The following is a 19,402-nucleotide window of genomic DNA, read 5'->3' as shown; positions in this document are numbered from 1 at the left end:
GTCACACTGCCAAGGCCTGCCGGACGCACTGCTGGCCTCGCTTTCACGCTACTTGCAAGACGATACCCACGTTAACTCGCCGATGCCTGTACAGGAGCGAACTCATTGATGAAATTCGCGCCCGCACCAAGCCATGTCAGGACGCAGGCATCCCGGGTCACGAGGCCTGTTCGACCAGAGCAGCCGCCAAGGACAGCGCCTCGTCCAGCTTGCCAGCGTCGACGCCGCCGCCCTGAGCCATGTCCGGACGACCACCGCCCTTGCCGCCCACGGCTGCTGCTGCCTGGCGCATCAGGTCACCCGCCTTGAGCCTGGAGGTCAGATCCTGGGTCACGCCAGCGACCAGCACAACCTTTTCCTCGAACACGCCGCCGAGCAGGATCACCGCGCTGCCCAGCTTGTTCTTGAGCTGGTCGACCAGTGCCAGCAGCGCCTTGCCATCCAGGCCATCGAGACGCGCAGCCAGCACCTTGGTGCCCTTGACGTCCACGGCCGATGCGGCCAGATCGTTACCGGCTGCGCTGGCGGCCTTGGCCTTGAGCTGCTCCAGCTCCTTTTCTAGCTGACGATTGCGCTCAATCAGCGCCGAGAGCTTGTCCAGCACGTTGTCGCGGCTGCCTTTGACCAGAGAGGCGGCTTCCTTGAGCTGCTCTTCTGCGCCATTGAGGTAAGCCAGCGCGGCTGCACCGGTGACCGCCTCGATACGACGCACGCCGGCTGCCACACCGCCTTCGCTGACGATCTTGAACAGACCGATGTCGCCAGTGCGGGCCACGTGGGTACCGCCGCACAGCTCGACGGAGAAATCGCCGCCCATGCTCAGCACGCGCACCTGATCGCCATACTTCTCGCCGAACAGCGCCATGGCACCCTTGGCCTTGGCGGTCTCGATATCGGTGATCTCGGTTTCCACCGCGGTGTTCTCGCGCACCACGCGATTGACGATGTCCTCGAGCTGCTTGATCTGTTCGGGCTTGATCGCCTCGAAGTGACTGAAGTCGAAGCGCAGGCGCTGGCTATTGACCAGCGAGCCCTTCTGCTGCACGTGCTCGCCCAGCACCTGGCGCAGGGCTTCGTGCAGCAGGTGAGTGGCCGAGTGGTTCAGCGCCGTGGCCTGGCGCACCTCGGCATCGACCTCGGCCTTGACGCTGGTGCCAACACTCAGGCCGCCCTTGGCCACCACACCGTGGTGCAGGAAGGCGCCGCCAGCCTTGGTGGTGTCACGCACGTCGAAGCGCACGCCGGCTCCTTCCAGATAGCCGCAGTCGCCGATCTGGCCACCGGATTCGGCGTAGAACGGGGTCTGATCCAGCACCACCACGCCCTCCTCGCCTTCGGCGAGGCTGTCCACGGCGCTGCCGGCCTTGAACAGGGCGATGATCTTGCCGCTGCCGCTGGTGCCTTCGTAGCCGAGGAAGCGGGTGTCGGCGTCGACCTTGACCAGCGCGTTGTAATCCATGCCGAAGGCGCTGGCGGAACGGGCGCGCTCGCGCTGCGCTTCCATCTCGCGCTCGAAGCCTTCTTCGTCCACCGACAGCTCGCGCTCGCGGGCGATGTCGGCAGTCAGGTCGACCGGGAAGCCATAGGTGTCGTACAGCTTGAACACGACGTCGCCAGGAATGACAGTGCCCTTGAGCTCGGCCAGATCCTGCTCGAGGATCTTCAGGCCCTGTTCCAGGGTCTTGGCGAACTGTTCTTCCTCGGTCTTCAGCACGCGCTCGATATGCGCCTGTTGCTGTTTGAGTTCGGGGAAGGCGTCACCCATCTCGGCCACCAGGGCAGCGACGATCTGGTAGAAGAAGCTGCCCTTGGCGCCCAGCTTGTTGCCGTGACGGCAGGCACGCCGCACGATGCGGCGCAGCACGTAGCCACGGCCTTCGTTGGACGGGGTCACGCCGTCGGCGATCAGGAAGCTGCAGGAACGAATGTGGTCGGCGACCACTTTCAGCGAGGCCTGGCCTTCGTTGGTGCAGCCAATGGCCTTGGCCGAAGCGGCCAGCAGGTTCTGGAACAGGTCGATCTCATAGTTCGAGTTGACGTGCTGCAGCACGGCGCTGATGCGCTCCAGGCCCATGCCGGTGTCCACACTCGGCGCCGGCAGCGGGTGCAGTACGCCGTCCGCAGTGCGGTTGAACTGCATGAAGACGTTGTTCCAGATCTCGATGTAGCGGTCGCCGTCCTCTTCCGGGCTGCCGGGTGGGCCGCCCCAGATGTGCTCGCCGTGGTCGAAGAAGATCTCGGTGCACGGGCCGCACGGGCCGGTATCACCCATGGCCCAGAAGTTGTCGGAGGCATAGGGCGCCCCCTTGTTGTCACCGATGCGGATCATGCGCTCGGTGGGGATGCCGACTTCCTTGGTCCAGATGTCGTAGGCCTCGTCATCGGTGGCATAGACGGTGACCCAGAGCTTTTCCTTGGGCAGGTTCAGCCACTTCTCGGAGGTGAGGAATTCCCAGGCGTAATGGATGGCATCGCGCTTGAAATAGTCGCCGAAGCTGAAGTTGCCCAGCATCTCGAAGAAGGTGTGGTGGCGCGCGGTGTAGCCGACGTTTTCCAGGTCGTTGTGCTTGCCGCCGGCACGCACGCACTTCTGGCTGGTGGTAGCGCGGGTGTAGGCGCGCTTTTCCAGGCCCAGGAAGCAGTCCTTGAACTGGTTCATGCCTGCGTTGGTGAACAGCAGGGTCGGGTCGTTCGCCGGAATCAACGAGCTGGAAGCGACACGGGTGTGCCCTTTTTCTTCGAAGAAGCTCAGGAAGGCTTCACGGATTTCTGCGCTTTTCATAGGGGATATCCACGGAATCAGGCGGCTACGGCAGAGCCGGCGAAGTGACAACCTAGCGAGCGAAGGTCAGCCAAGGCAGAAGGCAGCGAGGAGGCAGAATTCACAGCCTGTGAATGAGCATTCCGAGCCGATTCCCAACGCAGCATGACCGGGCGCAACGGTTATCACGCAGTCTGCAAAGGGACGCATTATATCGGCCCTGTCGCCCGCGGCTAGTGCCCTGTTGATAGGCGACAGCTATGAACCGTCCCTTTCTTGCTCAATGGTCACGGAAAGCGGCGAAGGCCTCGATCACCCGCTCGATACCTTCGGCACCGACATCCAAGTGGGTGATCAGGCGCAGGCGCGGTGCGGCGACGACGGCGATGCGGCGCTCAGCCATGAAGGCCTTGATCCGCGCGGCCCGCTCGCCAAGCTGCACGTAGACCATGTTGGTCTGCACCGGCTCGACACTGTAGTCCAGCTCGCGCAGTGCTTCGCCCAGGTGCGCGGCCTTGGCATGATCCTCGGCCAGGCGCTCGACCTGGTGTTCCAAGGCATAGAGCCCGGCTGCCGCCAGCAGGCCCGCCTGGCGCATGCCGCCGCCGACCATCTTGCGCAGGCGCCGGGCCTTGGCGATCAACTCTTCGCTGCCACAGAGCACCGAGCCGACCGGCGCACCGAGCCCCTTGGACAGGCATACCGACACGGAGTCGAAATACTGGGTGATCTGGCGTGCCGGCACCTGCAGCTTGACTGCCGCATTGAACAGGCGCGCGCCATCCAGATGCAGACTCAGGCCACGTCGACGAGTCAGCTCGCGCGCGGCGGCCAGATAGTCGAGCGGCAACACCTTGCCCTGCATGGTGTTTTCCAGTGTCAGCAGGCGGGTGCGGGCGAAATGGAAGTCGTCCTGCTTGATCGCCGCCTCCACCTTGGCCAGATCCAGCGAGCCATCGTCTTCGGCGTCGATCGGCTGCGGCTGGATGGAACCGAGCACGGCGGCGCCACCGCCCTCGTATTTGTAGGTGTGCGCCTGCTGGCCGACGATGTATTCGTCACCGCGCTCGCAGTGCGCCATCAGGCCCAGCAGGTTGCTCATGGTGCCGGTGGGCACGAACAGTGCCGCGGCAAAGCCCAGTTCCTTGGCCAGCCAGCTTTCCAGGCGGTTGACGGTAGGATCCTCGCCATACACATCGTCACCCAGTTCGGCGGTGAGCATGGCCTCGCGCATGGCGGCGGTGGGCTGGGTGACGGTATCGCTACGCAGGTCGATCAGATGCATGGCAGGCATTCCCGGCTTCTGGCGAAAAAGCCCATGCTAAAGAGGCTGCCCGGACAGTGAAAGATACAGTTGTGCGATAAAGCAACTGGCCGACACCGTAGCCCGGATGCAATCCGGGGAAAATGTGCCGGCCATCCCCGGATTGCATCCGGGCTACAGCACGCCGGCGCCATCGTCGGGAACGATGAGGATGCCGGCGCGCAGGCCGTTCCTGACCTTGGGATTGGGGAAGATGATGCGCTCGCCCTCCCCCTGCACCACCCAGCGCGTGCCGGCGATGTCTTCGGCCAGGAGATACCCGGGCTCCAGCTCAGTGAAGTTCTCGATGTCCGCCGGCAGGTGCAACTGGAAGCTGTCGCTGTGTTTGATGATCTCGCGCGATACGGCGAACAGTTGCAGGCCATCGAGGCTCGTCCCGTCGCTCGTCATTTCACGCCCCTCGATCAAGTCGTGCAGAGCGCCTTCCAGCAGCCCGAGGTTGATCCGCTGGTTCTGCCCGAAGGCGCGCGCCTTGCCCAGCTCCAGGGTAAAGGCCTCGGCACCGAGCTGCGCATAGGTGTAGGCGCTGAAGGTACTCGATGCCTTGTTCTGCAGCAGCACCGCCTCGATCCCGGCGGCGCGCAGGCGCTGCAGCTCGCGACGGGAATGAGCGCGACCCTCCTGCCAGGGATAGAGGGCGAACTGCTCGATCTTCGAGCCACGCATGGCGGTGTGCAGGTCGTAGTGCAGCCGCATGCGCCCCGTTGCCTTGCCGAAGAAGGTGGCAGCCAGATGCTCCAGGTCGCAGGCACGAATCGCCTCGAAGCCGCTGGCCTGTTCGTGATGACCACTGAACAGGCGGTTGATGTCCTGTTCCACGTAGCGCTCGCCGCGGCGCATGGCCTCGGGGTTACCGAACAGGAAAAGCATGCGTGCCGCCGGATGCAACTCGTTGCGCGCGATGCCACGCAGCAGACGGTCGAGCAGCTCGATAGGCGCGGTTTCGTTACCGTGGATGCCGGCCGACAGCAGCAGGTCGAGGCCAGTGTCACGGGCAGCTGGCGGAGTGACCTCCAGCGCACCTTCGTCCAGCCATCGCAGGCGCGTGCCGTCGGGTGTCAGTTGAATCTTCGCCGACGGCTCATGGCCGGCCAGGGTCAGTTCAAGCAGTTTGCCGAGGGCAAGCATGGCGACTCCTTGGTTCGCAGCATTCTTGTAGGCGCGAGCGAACAAGCGTTTTCGCTCGCCCCTACCAGGCTCGATCAGTGATTGCAGTCCGGACCATGCACGTGATCGTCGTCACCGGCATCGACCGCCTCCATTTCCAGCTGCAGGCTGACCAGATTGGTGGCCTGCGGGCGCAGCAGCAGGTTGGCGTACTCGGTATCGCCCTCCTCGACGTCGACACCGATCAGCAACTGATCGCCAACGGCCTGAATCCATACCTCCTTGCCCTGCCAGACCACGGCGAAGCGGGTGCAGGAGGTTTCTAGCTGAGTGCCGTCGGTATCTTCGAGAATCAGTTGCAGGGACATGAAACAGCTCCTAGTTACAAGCTTCAAGCTGCAAGACAAGCTGACACTTGCAGCTTGAGGCTTGGAGCTTGTCGCTAATTCAGTTCAATTGGAAAGGATAGACCGAGCCCAGTTTAAGGATCTGCGTCAGTTCATCCAATGCCGTGCGGCATTCGTACAGCAGTTGTGGGTCGGCCAGGTCGGCTTCGCTCAGGCGGTCACGGTAGTGCCTGTCGACCCAAGCCACCAGGCGCTCGTGCAGCCCAGCCGTCATCACCACACCCGGATTGACCGCCGCCAGCTCAGCTTCGTTCAGCGCCACACGCAGACGCAGGCAGGCCGGGCCGCCACCGTTCTGCATACTCTGCTTGAGGTCGAACACACGCACCTCGCGGATCGGCCCGCCACTGACGGTGAGCTGTTCGAGGTAGCGCCAGACGCTGGCGTTGTGACGGCACTCCTCCGGTACCACCAGCAGCATGCTGCCATCGGCGCGAGTCAGGAGTTGGCTGTTGAACAGATACGAGCAAACCGCATCCTGCACGCTGACCGCCGCAGTCGGCACACACACCGCCTGGAGGTTGCCACCGCGTCGGGCCAGCTTGTCGCTCAGTTCGGCCAGCACCTGGTTGCTGTGGAGAAAGGCGTCCTGGTGATAGAACAGCACCTCACCGTTGCCCACGGCGATCACGTCGTTGTGGAACACGCCCTGATCGATCACTGCCGGATTCTGCTGAGCGTAGACCACCCCCGCCTCGCTCAAGCCATGCAGGCGTGCCACCGCCTGGCTGGCCTCCAGGGTCTGCCGCGCCGGGTAACGGGCCGGTGCCGGGTAGCGGGTGTCGAAGGCGCTGCGCCCGTAGACGAAGAACTCCACGCCGGCAGCGCCATAATCCTTGCAGAAGCGCGTGTGGTTGGCCGCGCCTTCGTCGCCGAACTGCGCCACCGCCGGCAGCGCCGGGTGATGGGCGAAGTGCGCCTCGTCGGCGAACATGGCCTGCAGCACGCGGCTGGTGGTGGGGTGCTCGATCGAGCGGTGGAACTTGCAATTGAGGTTGGCGGCGGTGAAGTGCACGCGGCCATCGGCGGTGTCGGCACTGGGGCTGACGGTACAGGCATTGGCCGTCCACATGCTCGAGGCCGAGCAACTCGCCACCAGCAACGGCATGGCCTCGCGTGCGGCGCGCTGGATCACTTCGACATCACTGCCGCTGAAGCCCAAACGGCGCAGTTCGGCGACGGCCGGGCGCTCCTGCGGGGCCAGCACGCCCTGCTTGAAGCCCATGTCCATCAGCGCCTTCATCTTCGCCAGGCCCTGCTTGGCGGCTTCCTTGGGGTTGGAGGCCGCCTGGCCGTTGCTTTGCGAGGCGACGTTACCGTAGGACAGCCCACCGTAGTTGTGGGTCGGCCCGACCAGACCGTCGAGGTTCATCTCATAGGCAGGCATCAGAGGCTCACTCCTGGACTCAAGGTCGCAGGCAGCGCCAGGCTTTCGCTTTCCAGCGAGGCCACCGGATAGGCGCAATAGTCCGCGGCGTAGTAAGCGCTGGGGCGATGGTTGCCGGAGGCGCCGATGCCGCCGAACGGCGAGCTGCTGGCGGCGCCGGTGAGCGGCTTGTTCCAGTTGACGATGCCGGCGCGGCTGTGCAGCCAGAAGCGCTCGAAGCGCGCCCGCGAATCGGACAGCAGCCCAGCAGCCAGACCATAGGCGGTGGCGTTGGCCTCGGCGAGGGCGGCCTCGAAATCGCTGTAGCGGATCACCTGCAGCAACGGGCCGAAGAATTCCGCGTCCGGACGCTCGGCCAGCGCCGTGACATCGAGGATGCCGGGTGTGAGCAGCGCCGCATCGGCCTGCGGCTGGGTCATCGCCAGCAGCGCCGTGGCGCCACCGGCCAGCAGCTCCCGCTGCGCCTGCAACAACTGCGCGGCGGCCTGCAGGGAAATCACCGTTCCCATGAAAGGTGCCGGTTGCGCATCGAAACGGCCGACGCCAAGCTGCCCGGCCACCTGCACCAGGCGCGCCAGCAGGGCATCGCCCCACTCTCCTGCGGGCACCAGCAGGCGCCGCGCGCAGGTACAGCGCTGGCCGGCGCTGATGAAGGCCGATTGCACGATGGTATAGACAGCGGCCTCGACATCGGCCACCTGATCGACGATCAAGGGATTGTTGCCACCCATCTCCAGCGCCAGGATCTTCTCCGGGCGCCCGGCGAACTGCGCATGCAACAGGTTGCCGGTACGGCTGGAGCCGGTGAAGAACAGCCCATCGATGCCATCATGACCGGCCAGGGCGATGCCGGTGTCACGCCCGCCCTGCAGCAGATTGAGCACGCCCGCCGGCAGCCCCGCCGCAATCCAGCACTTGACCGTCAGCTCGGCCACCTTCGGGGTCAGCTCGCTGGGCTTGAACAGCACGCAGTTGCCGGCCAGCAGCGCCGGCACGATATGGCCATTGGGCAGATGCCCCGGAAAATTGTAGGGGCCGAACACCGCCACTACGCCATGAGGTTTGTGCCGCAGCACGCTGCTGGCGTCGGCCACCTGCCCGCGTTTCTCGCCGGTGCGTTCGCGATAACCCTGGATGGAGATGGCTACCTTGCCGATCATGCTGCTGACCTCGGTGGCCGCTTCCCACAGCGGCTTGCCGGTTTCTTCGCCGATGGCCTGCGCCAGGGACTCGACCTGATCCTTGAGCTGCACGGCGAAGCGCTCGAGCATGGCGATACGGGCGTCCAGCGACTGCCCGGCCCAGGCCGGAAAGGCCTGGCGCGCAGCCGTCACAGCGGCATCGACCTGTTCGGTCGTGGCGCCGTGCCCCTGCCAGAGCACGGCCTGGCTGAACGGGTCGAGCGACTGCAGCGGCTCGCCAAGCCCCGCCAGCCACTGGCCGGCGATATAGTGAGTGCTCATTGTATTTTTCACTCCACGCATTCACGGCCGGCAGGCTGACCGGCCCGGTACAGTCTCTTTCAGCCGCCGGCTGCCAGCGGCACGGCACGTACCAGGTCGCCGGCGGACATGCGCAGGCGCTTGGCAGTCAATGGCGCCACCACCAGGGTACCGGCGGCCACCCGCGCCGGGCCGACGGTGATGCGGCAGTCGTAGCCCTTGCGGTTGTGCACCAGATAGGGCACTGCGTCGTCACCCGGCGTGCCGATGGCCAGCACCAGTTGCTGGCTGTCACGTACGGCGCGAATCTTCGCGGTTTCCGCCTCGATGGCCGGCCCGGCATCGAAGATGTCGACATAACCCTGATAGCTGAAGCCCTCGGCCTTGAGCATGGTCAGCGCCGGCTCGGTATCGGGGTGCACACGGCCGATCACCGCGCGCGCCTCCGCCGAGAGGAAGCAGGTATAGAGCGGGAACTTGGGCATCAGCTCAGCGATGAAGGCCTTGTTGCCAACGCCAGTGAGGTAGTCGGCCTGGGAGAACTCCATCTTGAAGAAGTGCCGCCCCAGGCTTTCCCAGAACGGTGAACGGCCGTGCTCGTCGGACATGCCGCGCATCTCGGCGATCACCTTGTCGCTGAACAACTCGCGGAACTCGGCGATGAACAGAAAGCGCGCCTTGGACAGCAGGCGGCCATTGAGCCCGGTACGGTGATCAGCATGCAGGAACAGGGAGCACAGCTCGCTGTTGCCAGTCAGATCGTTGGCCATGAACAGGGTCGGAATCTGCCGATGGATGTTCAGCGCCTGCGAGGCGTTGACGGTCAGACCGACGCGGTAGTTGTACCAGGGCTCGCGCAGGCCCACGGCGCCCGCCACGGCAGAGATGCCGAGCACCTGGCCGGCATCGTCCTCGAGCACGAACAGGTAATCGGCGTCGGCACGCTCGGCCTCGCCACGGAAGGTCTTTTCCGCCCAGACGACACGCTGCGCCAGACGCGCCTCATTGGCCGGCAAGGTGGTCAGGCCGGCGCCGGTACTGCGTGCCAGGTCGATCAGAGCCGGCAAATCGGCACTGCGCACGGGACGAACGATCATTGGATCCTCCGGATCAAGCTATTAGCTTCAAGCGACAAGCTACAAGTCAGAAGCCAGGCTGGCTTGCCGCTTGGAGTTTGGGGCTTGCCGCTTCGATTCAAACCGCCACCAAACGCACGCTGCCGCCCTCGCCCACGCTCAGCACTTCGGCGGCTTCGGCGCTGAGGGTCACGGGTTTGCCCGGCACCCAGTCCAGCGTGGCGACGATGGCGCGAAAATCCTGCAACTGGCCATTGCTCACCAGGTACTGCCGGCCAGCCTGCGCGCCCTCGCCGATGAGCACCGGCACCAGGCGGCTCTGGGCGATGCTGCGGATACCCGAGGTGCGCGCATGCAGGGTCGGCCCGCCGTCGAAGATATCGATGTAGTGGTCGGTCTCGAAGCCATCACGCATGAGGATGTCGAAGGTGATCTGCGCCCGCGGGTGCACCTGGCCCATGGCCTCCTGCGCCGCGTCCGGCAACAGTGGCACGTAGATGGGGTAATGCGGCATCAGCTCGGCGAGGAAGGTGCGACTGCGCAAACCGCACAAGCGCTCGGCCTCGGCATAACTCATGTCGAAGAAGTTGCGTCCCACGGCGTCCCAGAACGGCGACTCGCCATGCTCGTCGCTGTGGCCGACGATCTCCACCACCACCGCGTCGGCGAAGCGCTCGGGGTGGCTGGCCATGAACAGTAGGCGGCCACGGGAGTTGAGCTCGGCGAACGCCGTGGACACCAGCGAGCGCTCGACATAGAAGCTGGTGAGCAGGCTGTTGCCGGTGAGGTCGTGGCACAGCGAGAGCACGTGGATCTTGTTGTGGATCTTCAGCTCGCGGGAGTGGTGCACGAAGGTTTCGTTGCGAAAGCTGTAGAACGGCTCGGAATAACCGGCCGAGGCGACGATGCCCGAGCAGCCGACCAGGCGCCCACTGACGGTATCTTCGAGGACGAAGAAATAGGTTTCCTCACCATTGAAGCTGACCTCGGCAGCGAAGGATGACTCCGACGCGCCGATCTTGTCACCCAGGCGTCCGGCATCGTCCGGCAACGAGGTGACCCCGACCGGGCTGTCGGCAGCCAGCCGCTGCACCTCGGCCAGATCCGCCATTTGCGCGGGGCGCATCACCAGCATGGGGCACTCCTTCTCAACAGGGAATCGGTAAGGCGGCGACACGGGCCCAAGCCGCGGCTGTGCGGCTCGAGCCCATGCCTGGGGCTACTCAGGCCGCCGTCAGCTTGCTCAGCGCGCGCTCGAAACGAGCCAGGCCTTCTTCGATATCGACGTCCTCGACCACCAGACTCGGGGCGAAACGCACCACGTCCGGGCCAGCCTGCAGCACCATCAGGCCTTCGGCCGTGGCGGCATCGAGCACCTGCTTGGCCTGCCCCTTCCACTTGTCATTGAGCACGCAACCGAGCAGCAGGCCCATGCCGCGCACCTGCTCGAACAGGCCGTACTGCTGGCCGAGGGCCTCCAGGCGGCTCTTGAAACGCGCGCTCCTGGCCTTGACGCCATCGAGCGTCTCGCGGGTATTGACGATGTCCAGCACCGCCTCGCCCACGGCGCAGGCCAGCGGGTTGCCGCCGTAGGTGGTGCCATGGGTGCCAGGGGAGAAATGCTTGGCCAGTTCGGTGGTGGTAAGCATCGCCGCGATGGGGAAACCGCCGCCCAGGCTCTTGGCGCTGGAGAGGATGTCCGGCACCACGCCGTAATGCATGTAGGCGAATAGTTCGCCGCTGCGACCCATGCCGCTCTGCACCTCGTCGAACACCAGCAGCGCATCGTGCGCATTGCACAGCGCGCGGGCACCTTCCAGATAAGCCTTGTCCGCCGGCAGCACCCCGCCCTCGCCCTGGATCGGCTCCAGCACCACGGCGCAGGTCTTGTCGGAGATGGCCGCCTTCAGCGCCTCCAGATCATTGTAAGGAACATGGGTGATGCCCTGGATCTTCGGCCCGAAACCGTCGGAATACTTCGGCTGGCCGCCGACGCTGACGGTGAACAGGGTGCGCCCGTGGAAGCTGTTGGTGGCGGCGATGATCTCGTGCTTTTCCGGCCCAAAGCGGTCATGGGCGACACGCCGGGCCAGCTTGAATGCGGCCTCGTTGGCCTCGGCGCCGGAGTTGCAGAAGAACACGCGCTCGGCGAAGGTGGCCTCCACCAGCTTCTTGCCCAGGCGCAGGGTCGGCTCGTTGGTGAACACGTTGGAGATGTGCCACAGGGTCTTGGCCTGCTCGGTCAAGGCTGCTACCAGCGCCGGGTGGCAGTGGCCGAGCACGTTGACGGCGATGCCGCCGGCGAAGTCGATCAGCTCGCGACCGCTCTGATCCCAGACTCGCGACCCCAGGCCGCGCACCGGGACGAAGGCAGCAGGGGCGTAGTTGGGGACCATGAACTGGTCGAAATCGGCGCGTTGCACCGCATCGTGCTGAACGGACATCGAAGCTCTCCTGATGAGAAATACCGGCCGCCCGGGCAGCCAGAAGGCCCGTAACGACAGGGAATGCCAAGGATTGTAGGGGCTGATTCGGGGTCGGCCTTGTGCTCATGCGACATGTTCTTACAGCGCCACCCCAGGTTTCCCGCGGGTTTTCGTCAAAGCGACAGAAAACGTCGGAAAGGCGCAGTGTAAACGCAGTTAAGCGCTGCGGTGCAGGGGCCGGGGAAAAATCTGCGCAGGCTGACCGGCCTATTGACGCGATTTCATCCTAATGCGGTTCATTCAAGCGGTGCGGCCATTGCCGGCTAATGAATGGCGGGCCTTGAACGCGTCAGCGTCCTGAGTCGTGATGGGTCTGGGCAGTGATCGCCCAAAAGGTTCTTCGCGGAGTTTCGGGGGGAGATCAGTTTTGATACTGGACTGGCAAGTTTGTGTGTTGGCTTACTGGTGTTCTGAACGCCGCTTCGGTGTGTTCAGAAACTCCTTGTTTCGCCCCCTCGGGCGACTCACTTTTCTTTGAACTCGGATTGCCGCCCAGCGCAAAGAAAAGTAAGCAAAAGAAACGCCCCCCGCCATCCGGAACTAGGCGTCCCCGTCATGCTTCGCTCGACTTCCCTCACTCCGGCATCGCTCCGGGGTCGGCGTACATGGGCCATCCCTGGCCCATTACGCGGGGCCGCCATCGGTATCTCGCGGCATCCATGCCGCTCGCCCCCTGCGCAATGCCTGCGTTCGGCCTCCTGAAGGGGGCATTTGCGCGCCTGAACGTACATTGGTTCCGGGCATGCCCGGCGTGTTCTGGTAGCTATGGAGCCGAGATTTGGCTGTCGAATTAAACCAATACTTTCATTCGCGCAGTTTCATGCAGTGAACAGCTTGCCGGCTTGCAGCCGACATTAAGGTCAGCCCTAAGGCTGACCCATGTTCAAACACTCCACGCTAATTCTGGGTTACCTCGGGTTCAGGCGCGTGCAGAGCCCGCCCAGGAGGGCGAACGGAATCGTCGTGGAAGAGGTTGAGCGACATGGATGTCGCGAAAGCCGCGATGGGCCAGGGACGGCCCTTCGCGGCGGGCCTCTGGAACGGCGATGGAGTGAGCGAACCCTGGCGAAGCCAGGGCCGGATGACCGGGCGGAGGGTTTTGGTTACTTTTGCCCGTCAAAAGTGACTCGCCCGGGAGGGCGAAACCAAAAACATCAACAAAAACGCGGCAACCCGGAACAGACACAGAACAACTAACACAGTATTGCCAGTCCGGTATCAAGCAAGCAGCTCAAGACCTGGCACGAGGTTTCAAGGAAGTGCCTTAAATGAACGTCAGGATTTCATCCGGTTGCCCGCTCGCGAACCGAGGGAACACCGCAGCTTCGCGAGCAGAGGACGGATCAGCCCCGCTCGACCGGCGTCGAGCTGAGCTCGAAGGGGCTGTTGCTGCGCCGTTGGTTACGGTCGTCACGCGGCGTGGCGCCGAAGAAGTTACGGTAGGCGCTGGAGAAATGCGGCCCCGAGGAAAATCCACAGGACAAACCGATCTGGATGATCGACTTGCTGGTCTGCATCAGCAGTTGTCGCGCCTTGTTCAGGCGCAGCTCCAGGTAGTACTGGCTGGGCACGCGGTTGAGGTACTGCTTGAAGATGCGCTCCAGTTGCCGACGTGACACGCAGACGTGCTGGGCGATCTCGTCGGTGGTCAGCGGCTCCTCGATATTGGCCTCCATCAGCAGCACCGCCTGGGTCAGCTTGGGATGGCTGGAACCCAGACGATTCTGCAATGGGATGCGCTGACGCTCACCGCCCTCGCGGATGCGCTCGACCACCAGCTCCTCACTCACCGCGCCGGCCAGTTCGGCACCGTGGTCACGCGCCAGCACCGCCAGCAGCAGGTCGAGCACCGCCAAGCCACCACAGGCGGTGAGGCGGTCACGATCCCAGTCGAACAGATGGCTGGTGGCGATGACCCTGGGGAAGCGTTCGGCGAAGTCGTCCTGCCAGCGCCAGTGCACCGCCGCGCGGTAGCCGTCGAGCAAACCAAGCTGGGCCAGCGGATAGACCCCCGCCGACAACCCGCCAATGACGCAGCCACTACGCACCTGCTGCTTGAGCGCGGCAGCCAGCGGCGCCGATACCTGAGCCGGCGGCGCATCGGCGAGCAGAAACAACTTGTGCAGGCCATCCATGTGCCCGGCCCATGGCTCGCCCGGCAGGCGCCAATCCCCCGCCATCGACGGCTCGGCCTGCAGGAATACCAGCTCGTAGAGCACCTCGGGGTGTACCCGCTGCGCCACGCGCAGGGCTTCCTCGGCCAGGGACAGGGTCAGGGCCTTGGTGCCGGGCCAGTATAAAAAGCCGATTCGATGGGGGGTCATTAGTGTCTATTCAATGGGCTCAACGCACCCGTAAGTGCGCAGTCTAGCTTCTTATTATTTGAGACTACCGGAAAGGAACTGCTTGAGCCGTTCGGATTGTGGATTGGCCAGCACTTCACGCGGGCAGCCACGCTCTTCCACCAGGCCCTGATGCAGGAACAGCAACTGGTTCGACACCTCGCGGGCAAAACCCATCTCGTGGGTCACCACCACCATGGTGCGGCCTTCGCTGGCCAGATCCTGCATCACCCTGAGCACCTCGCCGACCAGCTCCGGGTCGAGCGCCGAAGTCGGCTCGTCGAACAGCATCACCTCCGGTTCCATGGCCAGGGCACGGGCAATGGCCACACGCTGCTGCTCGCCGCCGCTCATGTGCGCCGGGTAGGCGTCCTTGCGATGGGCCACGCCCACCTTGTTCAGGTAATGCTCGGCCTTGTCGCGGGCCTCGGCCTTGTTCATGCCGAGCACGTGCACCGGCGCCTCCATCACGTTCGCCAGGGCGCTCATGTGCGACCACAGGTTGAAGTGCTGGAACACCATGGCCAGGCGCGCGCGCATGCGCTGCAGTTGCTTGGCATCGGCGGCACGCAGCGAACCGTCCTTGGCCGGCACCAGCTTCAATTCTTCACCGTTGAGCAGGATCTTGCCGGCATGCGGCTGCTCCAGCAGGTTCAGGCAGCGCAGGAAGGTGCTCTTGCCCGAGCCGCTGGAACCGATGATGCTGATGACGTCGCCGGCCTTGGCCGCCATCGACACGCCCTTGATCACCTCATGGCTGCCGTAGCGCTTGTGCAGGTCCTGGACTTCGAGTTTGTACATGTTCGGGTTCTCTTGAATCGACATGGCATCAGGCCTTGCGCGGGGCCATGTAGGCCAGCCAGCGGCGCTCGGCCCGCTTGAACAGGCGCACCAGGGTGAAGGTCAGCACCAGGTAGAACAGGCCGGCGGTAATGAAGGCCTCGAACGGCATGTAGTACTGCGAGTAGACCGTGCGCGCCGCGCCGGTGATGTCCACCAGAGTGACGATGGAGGCCAGCGAGGTGGTGTGCAGCATCATGATCACCTCGTTGCTGTACTGCGGCAGCGCGCGGCGCAGCGCAGACGGCAGGAGAATGCGGCGATAGAGCTTGGCGCGCGACATGCCCATGGCCTTGGCCGCCTCGATCTCGCCTGGCGGCGTGGCCTTGAGGCTGCCGGCAAGAATTTCCGCCGTGTAGGCGCTGGTATTGATGGCGAAGGCCAGGCAGGCACAGAAAGTGGCGCTGGAGAAATACGGCCAGAGAAAGCTATCGCGGATGAACTCGAACTGCGCCAGACCGTAGTAGATCAGGAATAGCTGCACCAGCATCGGCGTGCCGCGGATCACGTAGGTGTAGAGCCAGGCCGGGAAGTTCACCCAGGGCGACTGCGACACCCGCATCAGAGCCAGCGGCAGAGCCAGCGCCAGGCCGACGCTCAGGGAAATGCCCAGCAGCTTGAGGGTCACCAGTACACCGCTGAAATACAGCGGCAGGTTTTCCCAGATCATCTGATAATCGAAGATCATAGTTCGGCCACCTTGGTGCCCACCGAGTAGCGTTTCTCCAGCAGGCGCAGGGCCAGCAGCGACACGCTGGTCAGCAGCAGGTACAGGCCGGCCACCGCCAGGTAGAAGGTGAAGGGTTCGCGGGTGGCGTCAGCGGCACTCTTGGCCTTGAACATCATGTCCTGCAGGCCGACCACGGAAATCAGCGCGGTGGCCTTGGTCAGCACCAGCCAGTTGTTGGTGAAGCCGGGGATGGCGAAGCGGATCATCTGCGGCACGAGGATGCGAAAGAACACCTGCACCCCGCTCATGCCATAGGCAGCGCCGGCCTCGCCCTGCCCCTTGGGAATGGCCATGAAGGCGCCACGGAAGGTTTCCGACAGGTAGGCGCCGAAGATGAAACCCATGGTGAACACGCCAGCGACGAAGGGGTTGATGTCGATGTACTCATCGTAGCCAACCATCGGCGCCACGCTGTTCACCAGGCTCTGGCCGCCATAGAAGATCAGCAGGATCAGTACCAGATCGGGAATGCCACGGATCACCGTGGCATAGGTTTCACCGAGCAAGGCCAACCACCTGATGGATGACAGGCGGCACGCCGCGCCGATCAGGCCGAGAAAGATGGCCAGCGCCATGGACGTCAGCGCCAGCAGCAGCGTGAGCCAGGCGCCATCGAGAATGGTCGAGCCATAGCCTTGAAGCATGCGCGAATACCTCGTCAGGCACCGCAAGGGCGCCAGGGAGCACAGTGGAAAGGTCAGCGGTGGCGGCCAGGCTCACCACAAGGGCCATCTGGTGAGATGGCCCAGAAAAACGGCACGGCTTGCGGCAAGCCGTGCTGTCTGCAGGTTAGGCTTATTCGCCGTATACGTCGAAGTCGAAGTACTTGTCCTGCACCTGCTTGTAGGTGCCGTTGGCGCGGATCGCCGCGATGGCCGCGTTGAGCTTGTCGAGCAGGGCCTTGTCGCCCTTGCGCACGGCGATGCCCTGCCCTTCGCCGAAGTACTTCACATCGGTGAAGTCGGGGCCGACGAAGGCGAAGCCCTTGCCGGCGTCGGTCTTGAGGAAGCCGTCGTCGATGTTCACCGAGTCGGCCAGGGTGGCATCCAGGCGACCGGCCTGCAGGTCGAGGAAGACTTCGTTCTGCGAGCTGTAGCGCACCACTTCGGCACCGGCCGGGGCGAAGACGTCGGTGGCGTAGCGGTCATACACCGAGGAGCGCTGCACGCCGATCTTCTTGCCCTTGAGGTCGACCAGCGGATCCTTCAGCTCGGTGCCGGCCTTCATCGCCAGCTTGGCCGGCGTGGCGTAGTACTTGCCGGTGAAATCCACGGACTTCTTGCGATCCTCGGTGATCGACATGGACGACAGCACGGCGTCGAACTTGCGCACCTTGAGCGCCGGGATCAGGCCGTCGAACTCCTGCTCGATCCATTGGCACTTGACCTTCATCTCCTCGCACAGGGCGTTGCCGATGTCGTAGTCGAAGCCGGCGATCTGGCCATCGGGGGTCTTGAAGGCGAAGGGCGGATAGGCCGCCTCGATGCCGATGCGCAGCGGCTTCTCGGCCATGGCCAGGGGCGACAACAGGGACAGCGCCAAGGCGCCGAGCAGTGCGATCTTCTTCATTCTTTGCTCCTCGAATTTGGGTATGGCATCGATGGCAGTGAGGGGCCCGGGCCTTTTATGGGTGATAGAAGGCAGTGCTGCGCTGTCGTGCAGGGTGGACGACAAGGGGCCTTGGCTGGGTGTGCGGCATTCTAGCGGCAGGCATTGAGGGGATATTTCTTCAATGCGACAACTAATTACAGAAGCGCAGGATGCACAGGCGAGAGATATTGACAGACAGAAAAAGCAGTGATCAACAGAAAAAATCCAAACGAATCTTCAAAGCAAGACCCAGGCCATGAAATCGCCACCCTCTCTATTTCGGGGCTTGCGCTGAAGAGTGAGCCATCACGGCGGCCAGCAGGCGCACCGAATCAGGGCAATTGCGTTCCCGAAACGCCCAGTCCGGTGCAGGGTGTTACCCGGCAGCTAGCAACAGCCCCCAGCAGGCCGTTGAAAAACGTAGGCGACGACTGCATGGATGCAGGAGGTAGAGCGAAGCAGGAAGCCCGAGCCGAGGCAGGCAGTGCAATACCGATGGCGGCCCCGCAAAAACAGCCGCAACGACCAGCGGGAGTAACAGCCGAAGGCTGACCCGAAGGGTGAACGCAGTGAGTCAAGAAGCACTGGGTCCGCACTCGGGTTTACGTGTTGTAAATGAGCATTTTTGACGGGGGCGCCTAGCCTGGGCTCGCACGCGAGGCTGTTTTTAACGCAGTATTGCCAACGCAGGTAGCTTTTCAACAGCCTGCTAGCCAAACACCCCTGCGTCACGCAATCTGGCCACACCTTCGGCATCGAAACCCAGTTCGGCCAGTACCTGCTCGGTGTGCGCGCCAAGCGCCGTGCCGACATGCCGTGGTGGTGGCAGGCCCTCGGAGAACTTCAGCGGGCAGGCCAGTTGCGCCTGCGCCGGCAGCCCCTCGCGCGGCACCTCGGTCACCAGTTCACGGGCGCGGATCTGCGGATGCTCCAGCGCCTCGGAGAGCGGCAACATGGGTTCGACACAGGCATCTAGCGTGGCGAACACCTGGCCCCACTCGGCAAAATCACGCTTCTCGAACTCGATCGCGATCTCACGCTTGAGCGCCTGCTGATCCTCCGGCTTCTGCGACAACCCACGAGCCGCCAGCTCCGGCCGCCCGATGGCCTGACAGAAGGCCTGCATGAACTGCGGCTCCAGGCTACCCACGGCGAACCAGCGGCCGTCACGGGTGCGGTAGTAATCGTAGAAGCTGCCGCCATTGAGCGGCTGATTCTCCATGGCCGGCTCCACTCCCGCCCCCAGGTAACCAGCACCGGCCATGCCGTGCAGGCTGAAAGCGCAGTCGGTCATGCTCACGTCCACCTGCTGTCCCTTGCCCGTGGCCTGGCGCTGCACCACGGCGGCGAGCAGGCCGATCACCCCATGCAGGGAGCCGCCGGCGAGATCCGCCAGTTGCACGCCAAGCGGCAGTGGGCCGCTGTCGCGGCGCCCGGTGTAGCTGGCGATGCCGGACAGCGCCAGGTAGTTGATGTCGTGCCCGGCGCGCTCGCGGTACGGCCCGGTCTGCCCATAGCCGGTAATGGAGACGTAGATCAGCCGTGGGTTGATCGCCTTGAGCGCCTCGTAGCCCAGCCCCAGCCTATCCATCACGCCAGGGCGGAACTGTTCGAGCAGGATGTCGTACTCGCCCACCAGCCTCTTGACCAGCTCCACCGCCTCGGGCCGCTTGAGGTCGAGGGCGATGCTGCGCTTGTTGCGATTGAGGTAGGCATGGCTGGTGGAGGTGCCGCCCTCGTGCGGCGGCAGCACCCGCACCAGATCCATGCGCGTGGGCGACTCCACGCGCAGCACCTCGGCGCCCATGTCCGCCAGCAGCAAGGAGGCGAACGGCCCCGGCAACAGGGTGGAGAAGTCGAGGATTTTCAGCGAAGACAGTGGGCCGGACATGGCGATTCCCGTTTCCTGA

The 19,402-nt window shown here is 64.1% G+C and carries 15 protein-coding genes; all 15 read right to left on the bottom strand.

Features of this window, described 5'->3' with window-relative positions:
* Positions 1-157 precede the first annotated feature (157 nt).
* Positions 158-2,782, bottom strand: a complete 2,625-nt coding sequence (gene alaS / locus OU800_RS09690) for an alanine--tRNA ligase (protein ID WP_268183290.1) — start codon at positions 2,780-2,782, stop codon at positions 158-160.
* Between the two features lie 259 nt (positions 2,783-3,041).
* Complete coding sequence (gene ltaE / locus OU800_RS09685; RefSeq protein WP_268183289.1) at positions 3,042-4,046, bottom strand: low-specificity L-threonine aldolase; 1,005 nt, start codon at positions 4,044-4,046, stop codon at positions 3,042-3,044.
* Between the two features lie 153 nt (positions 4,047-4,199).
* Positions 4,200-5,213 carry a succinylglutamate desuccinylase gene (gene astE / locus OU800_RS09680; protein WP_268183288.1) on the bottom strand — a complete coding sequence of 338 codons (1,014 nt, stop codon included), beginning with the start codon at positions 5,211-5,213 and terminating at the stop codon, positions 4,200-4,202.
* Between the two features lie 74 nt (positions 5,214-5,287).
* Entirely contained in the window at positions 5,288-5,560 is a 273-nt protein-coding gene (locus OU800_RS09675) for a topoisomerase II (RefSeq protein ID WP_268183286.1), read from the bottom strand.
* Between the two features lie 79 nt (positions 5,561-5,639).
* Entirely contained in the window at positions 5,640-6,986 is a 1,347-nt protein-coding gene (gene astB / locus OU800_RS09670) for an N-succinylarginine dihydrolase (protein ID WP_268183284.1), read from the bottom strand.
* Positions 6,986-8,449 carry a succinylglutamate-semialdehyde dehydrogenase gene (gene astD / locus OU800_RS09665; protein WP_268183283.1) on the bottom strand — a complete coding sequence of 488 codons (1,464 nt, stop codon included), beginning with the start codon at positions 8,447-8,449 and terminating at the stop codon, positions 6,986-6,988. The genes astB and astD overlap by 1 nt, the downstream gene beginning before the upstream one ends.
* A 59-nt stretch (positions 8,450-8,508) precedes the next feature.
* A complete protein-coding gene (gene astA, locus OU800_RS09660; RefSeq protein WP_268183280.1) occupies positions 8,509-9,525 on the bottom strand; it encodes an arginine N-succinyltransferase in 1,017 nt (338 codons plus the stop codon).
* Positions 9,526-9,622: 97 nt separating this feature from the next.
* Positions 9,623-10,639, bottom strand: a complete 1,017-nt coding sequence (aruF, locus tag OU800_RS09655; RefSeq protein ID WP_268183278.1) for an arginine/ornithine succinyltransferase subunit alpha — start codon at positions 10,637-10,639, stop codon at positions 9,623-9,625.
* Between the two features lie 88 nt (positions 10,640-10,727).
* The gene (locus OU800_RS09650) at positions 10,728-11,948 is read right to left on the bottom strand and encodes an aspartate aminotransferase family protein (protein ID WP_268183276.1); all 1,221 of its coding nucleotides are present in this window, start codon (positions 11,946-11,948) and stop codon (positions 10,728-10,730) included.
* 1,385 nt (positions 11,949-13,333) lie between these two features.
* On the bottom strand, positions 13,334-14,314 hold the full coding sequence (argR, locus tag OU800_RS09645) for a transcriptional regulator ArgR (protein ID WP_268183274.1): 981 nt from the start codon (positions 14,312-14,314) through the stop codon (positions 13,334-13,336).
* Between the two features lie 54 nt (positions 14,315-14,368).
* Positions 14,369-15,133, bottom strand: a complete 765-nt coding sequence (locus OU800_RS09640; protein WP_268183273.1) for an ABC transporter ATP-binding protein — start codon at positions 15,131-15,133, stop codon at positions 14,369-14,371.
* Positions 15,134-15,161: 28 nt separating this feature from the next.
* A complete protein-coding gene (locus OU800_RS09635; RefSeq protein WP_268183270.1) occupies positions 15,162-15,860 on the bottom strand; it encodes an ABC transporter permease in 699 nt (232 codons plus the stop codon).
* Complete coding sequence (locus OU800_RS09630) at positions 15,857-16,546, bottom strand: ABC transporter permease (protein WP_268183269.1); 690 nt, start codon at positions 16,544-16,546, stop codon at positions 15,857-15,859. The genes OU800_RS09635 and OU800_RS09630 overlap by 4 nt, the downstream gene beginning before the upstream one ends.
* A 151-nt stretch (positions 16,547-16,697) precedes the next feature.
* A complete protein-coding gene (locus OU800_RS09625; RefSeq protein ID WP_268183267.1) occupies positions 16,698-17,471 on the bottom strand; it encodes an ABC transporter substrate-binding protein in 774 nt (257 codons plus the stop codon).
* A 730-nt stretch (positions 17,472-18,201) separates the two neighbouring features.
* The gene (locus OU800_RS09620; protein WP_268183266.1) at positions 18,202-19,383 is read right to left on the bottom strand and encodes a CaiB/BaiF CoA transferase family protein; all 1,182 of its coding nucleotides are present in this window, start codon (positions 19,381-19,383) and stop codon (positions 18,202-18,204) included.
* Positions 19,384-19,402: the final 19 nt, after the last annotated feature.

The sequence above is a fragment of the Pseudomonas sp. GOM7 genome, from assembly GCF_026723825.1.
GTDB lineage: Bacteria > Pseudomonadota > Gammaproteobacteria > Pseudomonadales > Pseudomonadaceae > Aquipseudomonas.
The sequence above is the reverse complement of the archived record's forward strand: the minus strand, read 5'-3'. Positions and strand labels throughout refer to the sequence as shown.

What these genes read in the sequence shown, in the direction of transcription:
- OU800_RS09630 (WP_268183269.1), bottom strand. Translation starts at nt 16,546, where the DNA reads ATGCTTCAAGGCTATGGCTCGACCATTCTCGATGGCGCCTGGCTCACG.
- OU800_RS09635 (WP_268183270.1), bottom strand. Translation starts at nt 15,860, where the DNA reads ATGATCTTCGATTATCAGATGATCTGGGAAAACCTGCCGCTGTATTTC.
- OU800_RS09640 (WP_268183273.1), bottom strand. Translation starts at nt 15,133, where the DNA reads ATGTACAAACTCGAAGTCCAGGACCTGCACAAGCGCTACGGCAGCCAT.
- astB (WP_268183284.1), bottom strand. Translation starts at nt 6,986, where the DNA reads ATGCCTGCCTATGAGATGAACCTCGACGGTCTGGTCGGGCCGACCCAC.
- OU800_RS09650 (WP_268183276.1), bottom strand. Translation starts at nt 11,948, where the DNA reads ATGTCCGTTCAGCACGATGCGGTGCAACGCGCCGATTTCGACCAGTTC.
- OU800_RS09675 (WP_268183286.1), bottom strand. Translation starts at nt 5,560, where the DNA reads ATGTCCCTGCAACTGATTCTCGAAGATACCGACGGCACTCAGCTAGAA.
- argR (WP_268183274.1), bottom strand. Translation starts at nt 14,314, where the DNA reads ATGACCCCCCATCGAATCGGCTTTTTATACTGGCCCGGCACCAAGGCC.
- aruF (WP_268183278.1), bottom strand. Translation starts at nt 10,639, where the DNA reads ATGCTGGTGATGCGCCCCGCGCAAATGGCGGATCTGGCCGAGGTGCAG.
- astD (WP_268183283.1), bottom strand. Translation starts at nt 8,449, where the DNA reads ATGAGCACTCACTATATCGCCGGCCAGTGGCTGGCGGGGCTTGGCGAG.
- astE (WP_268183288.1), bottom strand. Translation starts at nt 5,213, where the DNA reads ATGCTTGCCCTCGGCAAACTGCTTGAACTGACCCTGGCCGGCCATGAG.
- OU800_RS09625 (WP_268183267.1), bottom strand. Translation starts at nt 17,471, where the DNA reads ATGAAGAAGATCGCACTGCTCGGCGCCTTGGCGCTGTCCCTGTTGTCG.
- astA (WP_268183280.1), bottom strand. Translation starts at nt 9,525, where the DNA reads ATGATCGTTCGTCCCGTGCGCAGTGCCGATTTGCCGGCTCTGATCGAC.
- OU800_RS09620 (WP_268183266.1), bottom strand. Translation starts at nt 19,383, where the DNA reads ATGTCCGGCCCACTGTCTTCGCTGAAAATCCTCGACTTCTCCACCCTG.
- ltaE (WP_268183289.1), bottom strand. Translation starts at nt 4,046, where the DNA reads ATGCATCTGATCGACCTGCGTAGCGATACCGTCACCCAGCCCACCGCC.
- alaS (WP_268183290.1), bottom strand. Translation starts at nt 2,782, where the DNA reads ATGAAAAGCGCAGAAATCCGTGAAGCCTTCCTGAGCTTCTTCGAAGAA.